This window comes from Azoarcus sp. PA01 (genome assembly GCA_001274695.2).
Classification (GTDB): domain Bacteria; phylum Pseudomonadota; class Gammaproteobacteria; order Burkholderiales; family Rhodocyclaceae; genus Aromatoleum.
On sequence record LARU01000004.1, the window covers coordinates 784,146 to 796,594 of the forward strand.

Consider the following 12,449-nt stretch of genomic DNA (forward strand, 5'->3'; position numbering starts at 1 on the left):
AACGGGGTGGGTTAAAGACGGATGACCGTCGCCCCCACCCCGAGAAGGGAGAGACTTTTGACTCTAGGACTGCGGCTTGGCCAGGACCTGCTCGGCGAAGGCGTCGTTGAACGCATGCCCTTCGGCGACGAGCTGGCGGAACTTGATGAAGTCGATGACGTCCTTGCCCGTTGCCTTCTTGTTGTTGAAGGCGGTGAAGCCGAGGTATGCCTCGTGGTTCATGTTCGCGGCGAGCCAGTGGCGGTTCGGGGTCTTGAGCTGGTCCCAGAAGAACTTCTTCTTGCCGCGAATGCCCTCGATCGACTTGATCAGGCACTGCGGGAAGAGGTTCGTGAACTTCCACACCAGCGCATTGACGGCTTCGTCGAGCTTCGCGAAGTCGGTCGTGCATTGCGCGATCAGCTCCTTCGCGGCCTTGGCCTTGTCGGCAGCGACGGGCTCGCCGTAGACCAGCTCGCCGTCATCGACATACGCGTCGGTGCGGACCAGCGGGTTGCGGACCCATTCGCCGTCCTTTTTCAGCACCGGCACGACTTTCGTAACGAGGTTCTTCGACTTCATCTTGTACGCGCTCCACGGCTCGCACGAGACGCAGTTGTACATTGCGTCTTCCATGTTCAGCATCCACGGCAGGAAGTCGGTCGAGCCGCCGTCGGGCGCACTGCCGTGCTTCGGGCCGGCTTGGCCGAACACCGCCATGTCGGAGGTGACGGTGATGTCGGTCGCCATGCCGATTTCCTGGCCGCCGCCAACGCGCATGCCGTTCACGCGGCAGATCGTCGGCTTCTTGCAGTTCAGGATGCCGTCGACCATCGCGTTGAAGAGATCCATGTACTCGCCGTACTCGTTCGGGCGCTGTGCATAGTAGGACGCGTACTCGGCGGTGTTGCCGCCGGTGCAGAACGCCTTGTCGCCGACGGCGGTGAACACCGCTGCGACGATGGTGCGGTCGGACGACGCGCGCTGGAAGCCGGCGATGATCGCCTTCACCATCTCGGTGGTGTAGGAGTTGTACTGCTTCGGATTGTTCAGGATGATCCACGCTGCGTACAGGCCGGGAACCACGTTGCCCTGCGGATCCGTCACCGGGCGCTTCTCGAACAGGACCGAGGGAGCCTCGGTGCCGAAGTGTTCTTCGCCCAGCAGGGCGTGATCCTTGATTTCGTTGTCGCGGGGCAGCCAATCGAGTGCCATGAAATGTCTCCTGTTTTTACAGTTTGTCAGCGTGGTTCAGAAATCGGGCGTCAGGATGACGCGTCGCTTGAGTTTGCCGTGGTGCGCCTCGTCGAACACGTGTTCGATCTGGCTCATCGGCCGCGTTTCGACGAACGGTCCGAGCTGGATGCGACCATCGAGGCACATGTCGCGCACCGCGGCGTAGCGGTCCGGCGGGCAGCCCCACGTGCCGATGATCTCCGCATCGAAGGCCATCAGCTTCGACAGCATGTAGTTCGTCTCGGCCGTGCCGTAGCCGACGATGACGAGCTTGCCGGTGAAGGACAGCAAGGACAGCGCCAACTCCTGGCCCGGCTTGCTGCCGGTGACCTCGAAGATCTTCCAGCCGTAGTTCGACGGCAGGCCGCGCTCCTTGCAGAAGGCCTTGAAGAGCTCCTTCACTTCCTTCGCGCTCTTGTCCTTCGGGTTGATGATGAAGTCGGCACCGAAGCCTTTCATCATCTCGAGCTTTTCTTCGTTGATGTCGATGCCGATGACGGCTTTCGCACCCATGCCTTTTGCGGTCTGCACCATGAAGCTGCCGACGCCGCCGGCGGCGCCGACGACGATCACCAAGTCGTCCTTCTTCAGGTCCGCGCGCACCGCCGCCTGGTACGGCGTGGTCACCGCGTCGGCGACCACCGCGAGATGCTCGAGCGGCGTGTCGCCGCGGTTCTCGACCACGCACAGGTACTTCGACTGCGCGACGATGTGGCTCGAATAGCCGCCATAGATGCCCATCGAGTTGCCCGGCATTTTCTGCGCGAGACAGCGGTTGCCGCGACCGGTCTTGCACAGCTCGCATTCACCGCACGGGATCACCGCCGGGACGATCACTTCCTTGCCGATCATCGACGCTTCGCCGCCGATCACCGTGCCCGAGATCTCGTGTCCCAGCGACAGCGGGGGCTTCTGCACCGTCGGCACGCCCATGTAGTAGTAGGACAGATCGGTGTGGCACACGCCGCAGCCGGCGATCTTCACCACCACGTCGCCCGGCCCCAGCTCGGGCGTCGGCACGCGGGTCTTCTGCAGCTTGCCCGGCTCGGTCATCTGCCAGGTATCGATGAATTCAGGAATCACGCTTCGTCTCCCATTGATTTCGCATCTTCAAACATCATTTCAGGTGCGGCCCGACGGTTTGCCCTGCAGCAGCCCCGTCGAGGCGTGTTTCGTGCCGAGGCGTCCGCTTGCGCCAACGAGGCGCGGAACATGCCTCGGTCGGGGCGGGCCATCGGCACGAAAGTCCGTCAGCTATTCCGCCAAACCGGTTTCCGCTTTTCCAGGAAGGCAGCCAGCCCTTCCTTCGCGTCGTCGGTATTCATCAATTCCTTCAGGTAGATGTTCTCGGCCGTGTCGAGCGCGGCGCCGAACGGCTTGTCGGCCACGGCGCGGATCGTCTTGCGCGTGCTGGCGAGCGCGGCACGGCTGAGGCCCAGGAAGGGCGCGACGAAGTCCTGCACGTCCGCCGCAAACGACTCCTTCGCGAACACGCGGTTCACCAGCCCGATCGCCTTCGCCTCGTCCGCGCCGATGTTCTCGCCGCCCAGCAGCAGCTCGAGCGCACGGGCCGGCGGCACCAGGCGCGGCAGCAGCACCGCGGCGATCGGCGGGAACACCGCGAGCTTGATCTCGGGCTGGCCGAACTTGGCGTTGGAGGCCGCGACGAGCATGTCGCAGGCGATCGCCACTTCCATGCCGCCGCCGAGCGCGACACCGTTCACCGCGGCGAGCGTCGGGATCGGCAGCTGCTGCATGCGGCGGAAGATGCCGTGGAACACTTCGATCATGCGATCGACCTTGTCCGGCGTGTGGTCCGCGACCTCGACGCCGGCCGAGAAAGCCTTCTCGCCCGCGCCGGTGATCATCAGCAGCTTCGCGCTGTTGTCAGCGAGGCACTGGTCGAGCGCGACGTTCATCTCCTCCATCGTCGGAATGTCGAGGACGTTGAACGGCGGCCGGTTGATCGTCAGCGTTGCCAGGCCATTGGCGACGCCGTAGGTAATGAACTTGAATTGCGATTGAGTCATGGTGTCTCCCGTTTCCACTGCATTTTTGCTGATCCCGCCCCAATACCGTTCGGGCTGAGCCTGTCGAAGCCCTGCACATGCCCTTCGACGGGCTCAGGGCGAACGGTTGTAGGCCATCATTCCGCTAGTTCTCGTTCTTCACCTGCAGACGGTACGGGCACACGGCGTCGCAGTCCGCACAGCACACTTCGCCGTCACAGCTGATGTGCCACAAGTCGGCGCCGCAATTCGTGCAGCGGCGTTTGGCCTCCGCCGAGATCGTCGGGCGCAGTTCCTCCGCCGACCAGAAATCGATGACTTGTCCCATGTCGGTGCCGCTCAGAACAGGTCGTCGAGTTCGTCCGAGCCGCCACCCGGCATCTTGCCGTACTGCTGCAGATAAGCCTGGATCATCTGGCTTTCGCGCGACGTGAACAACGCCGCTTCCTCGAACACGAAGTTCGTCGCGTCGCCGCCGCGTTCGAACTGTTCCATCAGCCCTTCGCGCAGGTTCTCGACGCCCTTGATCATCAGCACGTTCTTGTCGCCGTCGAGCAGCTGGAACACACCCGACTCGGTCGGCACCGACGCGATCGTCGCCTCGTCGAATTTCAGCGACGATTCCGGCGGCAGCACCGCTTCGGCGATCTTCGGCGCGAGGTTGCACTTGAAGCAGCGCGCAGCCTCGAGACGGGCGGTCGCGTCGTCGAAGCCGAGCTCGACTTCGTCCCAGCCGGTCCGCTGTTCCGGTGCGAGCATGATCGGGTGGAACTTGCGCGTCGTGTTGAAGCCGTCCTTGCGACCGATGCGCGGGTTGGTTTCCCAGCCGTCGCGCAGCAGCACTTCGGAGATGTCGCCGTCGCCGCCGAGCGCCTTGTCCATCGCCGAGGCCGCAACCCGGCCTTGCGCGACCGACTCGATCAGCGTCGAAGGTCCGAGCACGCAGTCGCCGCCGGCGTACACCTTCGGCCGGCTCGTCAGCATCGAATCCTCGCGCACGGTGATGCGGCCTTTGCGATCGGTCTCGACGCCGAAGCCTTCGAAGCGGTTCGGGAACTGGCCGATCGCACCGATCACGAGATCCACGCCTTCGACGAGCTCTTCGCCGGTCTCGACCGGGCGGCGGCGACCTGAAGCATCCGCCTCGCCGAGCGCCATCTTCGCGTAGGTGATCTGCAGCCGAAAACCGTTGGTGCCCGGCTCAATCTTCTTCGGCGCGAGCAGGTAGCGGATATTCACGCCTTCCTCGACGCAACCTTCGAACTCCTCCAGGCGCGCCGGCATTTCCTCGCGGGTGCGTCGATACACCATGTCGACTTCAGCGCCGTAGCGGCGCGAGCTGCGGGCGTTGTCGGTCGCGACGTTGCCGCCGCCGATGACCGCGACCTTCTTGCCGGTCTGGATGCCGTCCGGCGTATTGACGAGACCCATCGTCACCGCCTGCAGGTAGGTCGGGCTGTCGACGACGCCCGGCAGGTCGTCGCCGGGAATGCCGAGCTTGTCGCCGCCCTGGCAGCCGATGCCGACGAACACTGCACCATAGCCGTCATTGAAAAGCTCATCGACGTTCTCGACTTTCGCGCCGTAGCGGAACTCGACGCCGAGCGCGGCAACTTCGGCGACTTCGTCGTCGATGACTTCAGCCGGCACGCGGTACGACGGGATGCCGTAGCGCGCCATGCCGCCAGCGGCCGGCTGGGCGTCGAAAATCGTGACCGCGTGACCCTGCTTCGCGAGGTAGTACGCGACGGTCAGGCCCGCAGGTCCGGCGCCGATGACGCCGGCCTTCTTGCCGGTCGCGGGAAGCTTCTTGGCGAATTCGCGCCAGATGCCTGTGTCGTTGTCCGCGGCGATGCGCTTGAGGTTGCGGATCGACAGCGGGTCGTCGAGGTCCTTGCGGCGGCAGGCCGATTCGCACATTGCGAAACAGGCGCGGCCGAGGATGCCCGGGAACGGGAGTTTTTCGCGCACGACGGCGATCGCTTCGCCATACTTGCCTTCGGCGGCAAGCTGCACGTAGCGCGGCACGTCGATGCCTGCGGGGCACGCGGACTTGCACGGCACCATCGATTCCTCGCGGTGCGCGGGGTCGAGCGTGCGGTCCATCAGCGCGCCGGTCGGGCACACGGTCACGCAGGCCTGGCAGAACGTGCAGCCGGATTCGATCAGCGTCGGGGCGATCGTGCCGACATAGGTGCGCTTGCCCTGCGGCGTCTCGACTTCCTTGACTTCGAGGCAGCCCACGCCGCGCACGTCGTTACAGGCGACGAGGCAGCGGCGGCAGTCGATACAGAGGTTGTAGTCGCGGTCGAAGAACGGCTCGTCGAGCACGATCGGCAGCTGCGCGGGCTTGTACGGCGGCGTCGTGTTCGGGATGCCGATGTAGTCGGACACCTTGCGCAGCTCGCAGCTCGAGAAGATCGAGCAGCAGCGCGTCTCCTGCGGGTTGCCGTACGAGCACTGCGAGCGCGAACAGCCTTCACGCTGCGGACAGGTCAGACAGACGTGCGGATGGGGGCCGAGGATCTTGGCGAGGCTCGCCTGGCGCGATTCCTGGATCGCGGGCGACTGGGTCTTGACGACGAGGCCGGCCTTGACCGGCATCGAACAGGCCTTGCGCAGCCCCTCTTCGCCTTCGACCTCGACCATGCACAGGTTGCAGCCGCCGTCTCCGGCGCCACGCTGGCCAGCCGGCGGCAGATCGGGGTGCGCGCACAGCGCGGGAATGTAGAGGCCGGCTGCCGTCGCGGCATTGAGGATCGACGCGCCAGCGGGCGCTTCGACCTCGACACCGTCGATGCTCAACTGCACCAGGGCGCCGAACTCCGGCATATCGACCGGCCGACTGGCCTTCCACCACCTGATCTCGGATGTCTGTACGGCTTCCATGTCTCTCGTCCCTCTGCTATCGCCGGTTTTCGCTTTCCGGCGTCGTTTTGCGCTGTTGTTGCTCCAGGCTCCGGCTCGGCGGGGCCCGGTTGCGTTCGATTGTGCGGTGGTGCGGCGTTCGCTGCCGGACCGCGGCAGCGTCCCGGCTAGGCCGCGAGTGCTGCCCGCGTGAAACCGGGGAAGTACCCTCCCCGGCACGCTCCGGCACGCACCGCCGCGATGAAACTTTTCATGTCGGTCACCGGCTGCAGGAACTGCGTCGCGCAGCGGCCGACCGCTTCGGTCTTGTGGCAATCGCTACCGCCGAGCGACGGCAGCGCCATGTGCTGCGCGGCGGAAATCGCCAGTTCATTGTCGCTTTCGCGGTTGCCGCCGTTGTGCGTCTCGAGTGCGGCAAGCCCGGTCAGATCCAGCACACCTTCGAGCAGGCACGCCCCGACTTCGCGGAACGGATGCGCCGGCACGCAGATGCCGCCGATTTCGTTGATACGTTCGACGACTTCGGCCAGCGGGAGGTAATTGTCACGTCCCCAGATGTTCCAGCCGTCGTCTTCGACGCCGTAAGCCAGCATGTGGCCCCGGTCCGTCGCAATCTCGACGCCGCGCAGAACCAGCATCCCCTCGTCACGACCGACCTGTTCGACCGGCTCCGACGCCTCGTACGAGTAATGCTCGGTAATACAAACCGCATCGAGCCCGAGTTCACGGGCACGCCGGATCAGGTTCACCGGCTCCAGCCAGTTGTCGTACGAGTACTTGGTGTGGCAATGACAATCGATCCACATGGGGATGGGCTCCGCGCGCAGTCGTTTCTCAGACCACCGTGTATTCGAGATTGATGCGCTTGGAAGGCGCGAACTTCTGCCGCGAGAAGAATTTCTCGAGCGCGAAGTCGTCCCAATTCACCAGCGTGTAGACCTTGCTAACGCCGCCGGCCTTCATGTTCATCATGAACTGCTCGAGCAGCTCGCTTGCCACGCCATGGTTCTGGAAGCGCGGATCGACGCCGATCGTGTCGATCGTCGCGGTGCTTTCCGGGATCCCGAACTCGCCGAAATAGATGTCGCCCATGACGAAGCCCGCGAGTTTGCCGTCGATCTCACAGACCAGCGAAGCATTGATGTTGTGCTTCGGGTTCAGGATCGTTTCGATCTTGCGCTCGTAGTAGTCGCGACGAGTCTGCTTCGAAGCCGCAGCATCGATCTCGACGATTGCATTCAGGTCGTCCTTGTTCAGCACCCGCATTACGCGCTTCTGTTCGGCCATTTGCACTCCTCCTTGGATATCGCGGCTTCGCGCGGGACGCGCGTCGCACGCCCTTCAGAACAACTCGTCATCCTTCTGCGGCACAGCCGCGCGGCGCGTGTACACCGTGCCGATGATCTTGCCCATTTCCTGGTCGGCGTCGAGGCAGGTGTTGCAGCCGTCGCCTTCGCTCTTGTAAGTCTCGACGTGCACCTCGAAACCCATACCGCGATAAGCCTCGGCGATCTCCGACAACCGCGGTTCGCCGATCGTCGTCAGCCGCTTCCAACCCTGGCGCAACAGACGGTCTTCGATTTCCTCTTCTTCATTCGCCGAAGCAAGCTTGATCGGGATCATCTTCTTCACGTTCACCGCAGAACCCTCCGTCGTCACGCCTTTCATCTCGTCCGGCCTACCAGGAATGCTTGATCGCGCCCGGAGTACAGGCGGTGGTACAGGGCAGGCTGGTGTAGCCACCGGCCGGCTTGCATTCGGTGCAGCTGTAAGCGAGCGTACGCGTGCATTCCTTCTTCACCCATGCCACTTCGTCGTCGTAATCATCGGTGATGATTTCGAACATATTCTTCGGGCACGCGGTCAGGCAGGCCCGGTCAGCCGCACAGTCGATGCACTTGTCGGTATCGATGCTGATGTAATACTCGCCGGAACCGTCCTTGTAGCCGTAGTTCGCGATCATGTCCGTTCTCTCCTGTGGATTATGTCGTAGGCGGCCGGCCGTCCGGGAAAACCGCCGCATTCAATTGCGGCGTTTCCCGAGACGGCCGGCGCTGCGTCAGCCCCGACTTCAGGCCGCTTTCGCCTGCTTCTGCATCAGCGTGTAGCCGAACAGCGCTGCGCCCAGCGCGCCGGCGATCTGGCTGTCGATCTTGGTCTCGACCTGCTTGATGCCGAGGATGCGCTCGATGCGCTTGACGACACCGGGGTTCTTCGCGATGCCGCCGGTGATGAAGAAGCCTTCCTCGACGCCGATGCGCTCGAGCAAGCTCACGACGCGCTCGGCCATCGCCTGGCAGTAGGCCGCGATCACCTTGTTCTTGGTGTAGCCGGCTTTCAACAGACCGAGCGCTTCGGACTTGGCGAACACGACGCAGATCGACGACACCGCTTCCGGTTCGACATCGACGTCGAACGAGCGCGGGCCCAGTTCGGCGATCGGGATCTGCATCAGGTCGGAGATGACTTCCATGCCGCGCCCGGTACCGGCCGCGCACTTGTCGTTCATCAGGAAGTTCGTGACCTTGCCTTTCTCGTCGCAGTGGATCGCCTTGCAGTCCTGGCCGCCCATGTCGAGAATCGTGCGCACCTTGTTGCCGCCCATGTAGTTGGCGCCGCGAGCGTGGCACGCGATCTCGGTGATCGCCTTGTGGGCGAACGGCACGTTCACCCGGCCGTAGCCGGTGCCGACGACGTAGTTGATGTCCTCGAGCTTCATGCCGATCTTGTCCATGATGCCCTGCAGCGCATTCTTGGCCGAGTCCGGCGAGTTGTTGCCGGTGCGCATGCTGTTGTAGCCGTACAGCTCGCCGTCACAGACCAGCACCGCCTGCGAGGACACCGACCCGACGTCGATGCCGCAGGTGATGATCTTCGCGTCGCGCCAGTCCTTGTTCTCGTCCCAGACGGTGTTTTCCTGCCAACGCCAGAATTCCTTCTTCTCGGGGGCCGCTTCTGCCACCGATGCCGCAGCAACTTCTGCATTCATTTTGATCGCTCCTTTATCCGTGTCGTTTGGCGGTTTCAGTGCTGGCGCTCGGCCGCAATCAGCGCGCAACCCAAGGCGCTGACGAACTCGGGCAGGTCCGGCAGCAGCACCTGATCGACGTCCATCGCGGTCTTGAGCGACTGGACGAAACCGGGGTTGTGCACCATGCCGCCGATCAGCACGACGTTGCCTTCGATGCCGACGCGCCGCACCATCGCGCACACCCGGCTCGCCACCGCATCGAGCACCGCCTTGGCGATGTCTTCCTTCGGCGTCGAGGAGTGGATCAGCGACACCACTTCGGACTCGGCGAACACCGTGCATTGCGCGTTCATCGGGATCGACTTGTCCGAGCGCAGGCTCGCTTCGCCGAATTCCTTGAGGGAAAGCTGCAGCGCGCGGCTCATCGCTTCGGCGAACGAGCCCGCGCCGGCGGCGCACTTCTCGTTGCCGGCAAAGTCGATCGCCTTGCCGTCCGAGTCGGTCTTGATGCCGCGGCCTTCCTCGGCACCGACGTCGACCACGGTGCGCGCCTGCGGGTACATGTACACCGCGCCGCGCGCCCCGGCCGTCATCTCGGTGACGCCTTCGGTCGCGAATTCGACCTGCTTGCGCCCGGCTCCGGTCGCGAACACCGATTTCACCTGGTCACGCGACACGCCGGCGGCAGCCAGCGCTTCGGTGAAAGCTTTCTCGGCGGCCTGGTCGGCGTCGATGTCGCCCGGCATCATCAGGTGCGCTTTCTTGACCGAATAGTTCAGCTGCGGCGCGCCATCCACCTTGATCTCTTCGAGCAGCACCACCTTGACGCTGCGCGAGCCCATGTCGATTCCTGCGGTAATCATTCTTTGTATCCTCCTTGGGTTCCAGTATTCGCTCAGGCGGCCTGCCGACGCATGCCGAGCTGTTCCATGAACGCATCGACACGGGCCTGGGTGCGGACTTCGTCGAACTCGCGCTCGTCGCCCATGTTGCCTTCGAACGTCATCACCGGGACGCCGGCCTGAGCGATCGCGAGGCGGTTTTCCATGATGCCGATCGACAGGCCTTCGCAGCCGCGGTTCAGGTGCAGCATCACGCCGTCGACCTGCCATTCCTTGATGATGCGCAGCATCATTTCGCTCTTGATGCGCGGATCGTAGAAGTGCTGCCACTGCGGCTTCGACAGGTTCCAGTCGGCATACAGACGCACCGCCGTCGCGCGATCGTTGATCTCGATGCCCTTCTCCCACGGCAGCGTGCGACCACCCCACGAACCGTCCGGCTTGTCTTCCCAGATGCCTTCGAGCGCGAAGGTGTAGAGCGAACCGATCGACACCGCACCATAGGTCTCGAGGTAGCGGAAGATCTTCAGGAACGACCAGGGCGGCTGCGTGTCCGTCATCAGGCGCACGGACTCGTTCGGCACGGCGGCGATACCACGGGCAACACGATCCTTCACTTCCTCGTACAGCTCGTCCATGAAGTCGGCGCACCACTGCGACGACTTCTGCAGCGTGCAGAGCACGTACAGCGAATACATCGTCTTCTCGTCGAGCGGCGCGGGCTTGACCTTGTTCAGCGCGCAGATGTCGGCCCAGCGGCTGGTCGAACGCATCTCGTTCTTGACCGCCTTGATGAACAGCTCGTCATCGAACTTGCGCCCGCTCGCCTTCTCGACGAACTCGATGCCGTCGTGCAGCTGGTTCGCGACATAGTCGAGGCGCGCATCAGTCATGTCGCGATACGGGCCGACCCCGACGTCGAGGTAGAACTCGGGAACTTTCTCTTCCTTCGCGACGTGCTGGTACCACTTCGAGTGCGAGCAGCAGATCTGCGTCTGGAACACGAAGTCCGGCTTCGGGAACTCGCCGCCGAACGCGTACTTGTTCAGATGCATGCCGCCCCAGTAGATGCGCATGTAGGAGCACAGGTCACGGGCGAAGCCGTAGGCTTCCGCAGCGTCCATACATTCCTTCGCGAACTTGCGGTCGTGCGCGACAGCTGCCGCGTACGGCTCGCCGGTCAGCGAATACACGTCCTCGCCGAGGCCGGCCGGGATCGCGTCGAGCGCCCATGCCGAACCGGACCAGCGGATGCCGCCTTTTTCCTTCGCCCGCGCGTAATTCTGGTAATACTGCTCGCGCAGCTGCTTGGCCTTGCCCCACAGCTTGAGCTGCTCGGTCGGATACTTGTTTGCCATTGCGTTCATCGTTCTCTCCGCAGTCAGTTCAGAACAGCTCTTCTTCGCTCAGCGTCTCGAGGAATGCCTCGATACGGATGCGGAAGGGGCCGATCGGGTTCGTGATGTCGAATTCCAGGAACAGCGTCGGGATGCCGTTGGCCTCCAGGTGACGCTTCAGGTCCGGGTAGTCGCCCTCGTGCGGATCGCAGAACTTCTGCTGCAGGAAGATCGCGCCCTGAACGTCGTAGTCTTTGGCCAGGCCGAGCACGTGGTCGTAACGGGTATGAACCGGGTAATCCTTCGTCGGACAGGCGGGACGATCGCAGTAACGATCGGCAATCGCCTTGATGACGTCGGCTTCGGGCTTCGACTCGTTCCAGAAGTAACGGGTACCCGAGCACTGGTCGTCGATGACGATCGTCGCGCCGACGGATTCAACCATCGCCATGAATGCGATATCGTCGTTTTCCGAACCGATCGTCATGAAACGGGCACCGGTCTTGCGCTCGACCTTGCGCGACGGCAGCGCGGCGAGCACTTTCTTCAGCATCTCGTTGTGCTCGCGCTTGTCGATGAACTGGGCGGTCAGCGATGCATAGACAGCTTCGACGCCGGTCACCTTCGGATTCGCATCCTTGCGGTAGTCGAAGAGCTCGCGCAGCAGGCGGCGGTTCTCATCGACCACGGCGAGCGATTCGCGCAGCATGTCGTCGGTGATTTCCTTGCCGATCAGCGTCTGCAGGAACACGCGGAACGACTGCAGCTCTTCGTAATGAGCCTTCTTTGCATGTTGCGACTGAACTTCGTTGGGCATCGGCACGTAGTAGTCCCACTTCACCGTCGGGACATGCTGGCGCCACGAACCGAAGGTCTGGCGATACTGGATGCACGACTGGGTCAGCGTCACGCCTTCGGCGTAATCGAAGCGGCCGAGCAGGCCCTGGGCGAGCGAGTCGCGGCAGAACGGGCAGAACATGCCGAAGATGTGCGGCTCGGTAACGTTCTGCGGCTCATGGGCACCGAGCACGCGCACCGGCAGCATCCCGGCAGCGATCAGCAATTCCTCGGCAGTGTAGGTACACATCGTTGCAACCACTTGCCCACCGGTCCGCGCCTTCCAGTCCCGTGCATAATCGTGGCGCTTCTCGTACCAGGTCTTGAACTGGTCGAACAAACCATCGCTCATCAAACTATCTCCTCTGAT

Annotated in this window: 13 protein-coding genes; all 13 read right to left on the bottom strand. The window is 63.3% G+C overall.

The window, feature by feature from the left end:
* Window positions 1–63: 63 nt before the first annotated feature.
* Window positions 64–1,194 (bottom strand): 6-oxocyclohex-1-ene-1-carbonyl-CoA hydratase, encoded by a 1,131-nt coding sequence (oah, locus tag PA01_15785; GenBank protein KON79902.1) that lies wholly within the window; start codon window positions 1,192–1,194, stop codon window positions 64–66.
* A gap of 36 nt (window positions 1,195–1,230) precedes the next feature.
* The gene (gene had, locus PA01_15790) at window positions 1,231–2,298 is read right to left on the bottom strand and encodes a 6-hydroxycyclohex-1-ene-1-carbonyl-CoA dehydrogenase (GenBank protein ID KON79903.1); all 1,068 of its coding nucleotides are present in this window, start codon (window positions 2,296–2,298) and stop codon (window positions 1,231–1,233) included.
* A 167-nt stretch (window positions 2,299–2,465) separates the two neighbouring features.
* Window positions 2,466–3,245, bottom strand: a complete 780-nt coding sequence (locus PA01_15795) for an enoyl-CoA hydratase-related protein (GenBank protein ID KON79904.1) — start codon at window positions 3,243–3,245, stop codon at window positions 2,466–2,468.
* Between the two features lie 124 nt (window positions 3,246–3,369).
* Window positions 3,370–3,552: a hypothetical protein gene (locus PA01_15800; GenBank protein KON79905.1), complete on the bottom strand. Its 183-nt coding sequence runs from the start codon at window positions 3,550–3,552 to the stop codon at window positions 3,370–3,372.
* Between the two features lie 11 nt (window positions 3,553–3,563).
* A complete protein-coding gene (locus tag PA01_15805; protein ID KON79906.2) occupies window positions 3,564–6,113 on the bottom strand; it encodes an FAD-dependent oxidoreductase in 2,550 nt (849 codons plus the stop codon).
* Between the two features lie 146 nt (window positions 6,114–6,259).
* Window positions 6,260–6,898 (bottom strand): PHP domain-containing protein, encoded by a 639-nt coding sequence (locus PA01_15810; protein KON79907.1) that lies wholly within the window; start codon window positions 6,896–6,898, stop codon window positions 6,260–6,262.
* 28 nt (window positions 6,899–6,926) lie between these two features.
* Window positions 6,927–7,379, bottom strand: a complete 453-nt coding sequence (locus tag PA01_15815) for a GNAT family N-acetyltransferase (protein KON79908.1) — start codon at window positions 7,377–7,379, stop codon at window positions 6,927–6,929.
* 54 nt (window positions 7,380–7,433) lie between these two features.
* On the bottom strand, window positions 7,434–7,730 hold the full coding sequence (locus PA01_15820; GenBank protein ID KON79909.2) for a hypothetical protein: 297 nt from the start codon (window positions 7,728–7,730) through the stop codon (window positions 7,434–7,436).
* Between the two features lie 40 nt (window positions 7,731–7,770).
* The gene (locus PA01_15825; GenBank protein KON79910.1) at window positions 7,771–8,055 is read right to left on the bottom strand and encodes a ferredoxin; all 285 of its coding nucleotides are present in this window, start codon (window positions 8,053–8,055) and stop codon (window positions 7,771–7,773) included.
* Window positions 8,056–8,163: 108 nt separating this feature from the next.
* The gene (gene bzdQ / locus PA01_15830) at window positions 8,164–9,081 is read right to left on the bottom strand and encodes a benzoyl-CoA reductase, bzd-type, subunit Q (protein KON79911.1); all 918 of its coding nucleotides are present in this window, start codon (window positions 9,079–9,081) and stop codon (window positions 8,164–8,166) included.
* Between the two features lie 35 nt (window positions 9,082–9,116).
* Window positions 9,117–9,926, bottom strand: coding sequence for an acyl-CoA dehydratase activase (locus tag PA01_15835; GenBank protein ID KON79912.1), 810 nt, complete (start codon window positions 9,924–9,926; stop codon window positions 9,117–9,119).
* A gap of 32 nt (window positions 9,927–9,958) precedes the next feature.
* Window positions 9,959–11,272 (bottom strand): benzoyl-CoA reductase, bzd-type, subunit O, encoded by a 1,314-nt coding sequence (gene bzdO / locus PA01_15840; protein ID KON80396.2) that lies wholly within the window; start codon window positions 11,270–11,272, stop codon window positions 9,959–9,961.
* A gap of 19 nt (window positions 11,273–11,291) precedes the next feature.
* Window positions 11,292–12,431 (bottom strand): benzoyl-CoA reductase, bzd-type, subunit N, encoded by a 1,140-nt coding sequence (gene bzdN, locus PA01_15845; protein KON79913.1) that lies wholly within the window; start codon window positions 12,429–12,431, stop codon window positions 11,292–11,294.
* Window positions 12,432–12,449: the final 18 nt, after the last annotated feature.

Excerpts from the sequence above, each read along its gene's own strand:
- oah (KON79902.1), bottom strand. The coding sequence starts at position 1,194 with ATGGCACTCGATTGGCTGCCCCGCGACAACGAAATCAAGGATCACGCC.
- PA01_15795 (KON79904.1), bottom strand. The coding sequence starts at position 3,245 with ATGACTCAATCGCAATTCAAGTTCATTACCTACGGCGTCGCCAATGGC.
- PA01_15800 (KON79905.1), bottom strand. The coding sequence starts at position 3,552 with ATGGGACAAGTCATCGATTTCTGGTCGGCGGAGGAACTGCGCCCGACG.
- PA01_15805 (KON79906.2), bottom strand. The coding sequence starts at position 6,113 with ATGGAAGCCGTACAGACATCCGAGATCAGGTGGTGGAAGGCCAGTCGG.
- PA01_15810 (KON79907.1), bottom strand. The coding sequence starts at position 6,898 with ATGTGGATCGATTGTCATTGCCACACCAAGTACTCGTACGACAACTGG.
- PA01_15815 (KON79908.1), bottom strand. The coding sequence starts at position 7,379 with ATGGCCGAACAGAAGCGCGTAATGCGGGTGCTGAACAAGGACGACCTG.
- PA01_15825 (KON79910.1), bottom strand. The coding sequence starts at position 8,055 with ATGATCGCGAACTACGGCTACAAGGACGGTTCCGGCGAGTATTACATC.
- bzdQ (KON79911.1), bottom strand. The coding sequence starts at position 9,081 with ATGAATGCAGAAGTTGCTGCGGCATCGGTGGCAGAAGCGGCCCCCGAG.
- PA01_15835 (KON79912.1), bottom strand. The coding sequence starts at position 9,926 with ATGATTACCGCAGGAATCGACATGGGCTCGCGCAGCGTCAAGGTGGTG.
- bzdO (KON80396.2), bottom strand. The coding sequence starts at position 11,272 with ATGAACGCAATGGCAAACAAGTATCCGACCGAGCAGCTCAAGCTGTGG.
- bzdN (KON79913.1), bottom strand. The coding sequence starts at position 12,431 with ATGAGCGATGGTTTGTTCGACCAGTTCAAGACCTGGTACGAGAAGCGC.